Source organism: Verrucomicrobiota bacterium (genome assembly GCA_016871535.1).
In the GTDB taxonomy this organism is placed as follows: Bacteria; Verrucomicrobiota; Verrucomicrobiia; order Limisphaerales; family SIBE01; genus VHCZ01.
Window position 1 is genome coordinate 1 of sequence record VHCZ01000452.1, and the last position, 1,856, is coordinate 1,856.

Here is a 1,856-nt window from a genome sequence, read left to right on the forward strand (position 1 = left end):
CGTTGCGAGGGTCATCGTTCTTGCTGTCACGCCTTTCGTGGATGTGTGCGGCGTCCACAATGCATTTGTTTGAGACTGTCGTAAGGCTGTAACCAGTCAGCGCACATGTGAAAAGGTAAGAAGAAACAACCTCGATGCGAAAGCGTGCATCGCGTGCAGTGCTGCGGGCGTGTTCGCGGGCTTCTGCTTTGATTTGCTTGAATTCCGCCTGAGCTTTCTCGTCATCGACGCCCGTCAAGGTTCGCAGAGCAATCTGTTCTACCGGCGGGAAGTACTGCGTAATGATTACGGATCGCGCCCGCCGCCGAAAACCCGGATCCTCGACGGCAGCCAAGAAGGACGGATCAATGTCCACAAACTCCGTGAGGCTTCTGTGGGTAGATGGCCGTAGGTCTTTGGTAATTGGTTGCCAAAAACCTTGCGTCCCCAGGTGGTGAAATGGCATGCGCAGATCGGGCTTAGTCGTCCATCGTGAAACCACAATCCGCCAGAAGGACTGAAAACGTAGCACCAAATCCGCCGTCAGACCGAGCCGGTTGGCGTCCAGTTGCCGCTGCTCCACCAATTCGAAAATGCACAAAAGCAAAAGGGCTTTGTGCGGCGCGAATCGTTCATTTCCCGGACCAAGCTTGTTGTCAACGGCCGGATTGAGCGCGGTGAGCTTTCGGAGCCATTCATTTTGCGTCATCATCGCCGTGCCTTTCCCGCTTGATGGGCCTGCTCGATTGTCTTCTCTGACGGGAGAAGCGCGATCCCAATGGCCTTTTTCAGGAGATTGCTAGTCAACACCACGTTCGCCATAGCCTTGGAAACTTTGCCACCGATGAAAGCCCGGCCCTCCCAGTCCTTCGTGTTTTCCCGCCGCCAGTCAATCTGGCGGAGCGAGGCGAGGCATCCTTCCCAGTCGTCAGGATGCGATTGGAGCAAGGAGTTGCCGACTTTCCCAATAGCCTGCAACGCGAGGGCATGGGAATGAATGAAACGGGCACGCAACGCCGAGGACAATATTTTCCCCGAGCGAACCTGCCCCCACTCAGGGAATTGCCTTTCAACAGAATTCCAGAATCTCAGCGCAAGAGCGAGGCGCTCCTCGTAAGGCTTAGGCGGCAATCCGGCAAGCAACGCCTTCGTAGCTTGATGGACTGCGCTCAGCGTGAACAGCATCCTCGAGCGGGGCGCGATTGAGCTCCGCTTCATTTCGACAAGGCCTTGAAACGGCTTAGACTTCTCGGCCAACTCCCGCGCAAGGCGGGCGGAGTCGTCGTCCACAGAATTAAGCAGGCGCAGGCTTGCGCTAGGACGGACTGAGAACATCTTCAATTCAGCGTAGATCCTGGCTGCTCGCCTTAGTCTCTTGTCCGGCTGGAACACGACTGGAATCCGCTCTGCCGCTAACTCCGGCTGCTCGGTTAGAACTTTTTCAAGAGCTGCCTTCTCGTGCTCGCCGCCGTTCACAACGAAGCGCGCCTCCATCGCGATGTGCAGTTGCCCAATTTCGGCCTCGGGCAGCAATGGAACAAAGCGAGCGTCACCGTCCACGGAAACCAACAGCGGCGAGAGAACATAAGTCTTCGGATTTGCAGACACGTACCTCGCTATTCGCTCGACCGTGTCTTGATTCAGCACTCGGGTGCTCCGGATAGACTCGGGCAGCGTTCCCTCTGCGAATTAAAAGAGTTTGGATGCGAGTTGCAGCGGGCAGAGGGAAACGAAGATGTCCTGTCCCGCTTGCATGCCACGAATGGCGGGAAAGATGTGTTCAAATGTGTTGGTCACGACTGTCCTTCAAAAAGTTCGTCACCGTTTGCTTTGCCGCGGAAGAATAGCCGCCGATCTCGTGGAGGACAACCATTGCT

General features: G+C 56.1%; 2 protein-coding genes. Both read right to left on the bottom strand.

Annotation, left to right across the window (positions count from 1 at the left end; all coding sequences use genetic code 11):
- Positions 1 to 691, bottom strand: a 691-nt coding sequence (locus tag FJ398_27500) for a hypothetical protein (GenBank protein ID MBM3841622.1), incomplete at its 3' end; no start/stop codon positions are given.
- Entirely contained in the window at positions 688 to 1,653 is a 966-nt protein-coding gene (locus tag FJ398_27505; protein ID MBM3841623.1) for a DGQHR domain-containing protein, read from the bottom strand. The genes FJ398_27500 and FJ398_27505, both read right to left, overlap by 4 nt.
- Positions 1,654 to 1,856: the final 203 nt, after the last annotated feature.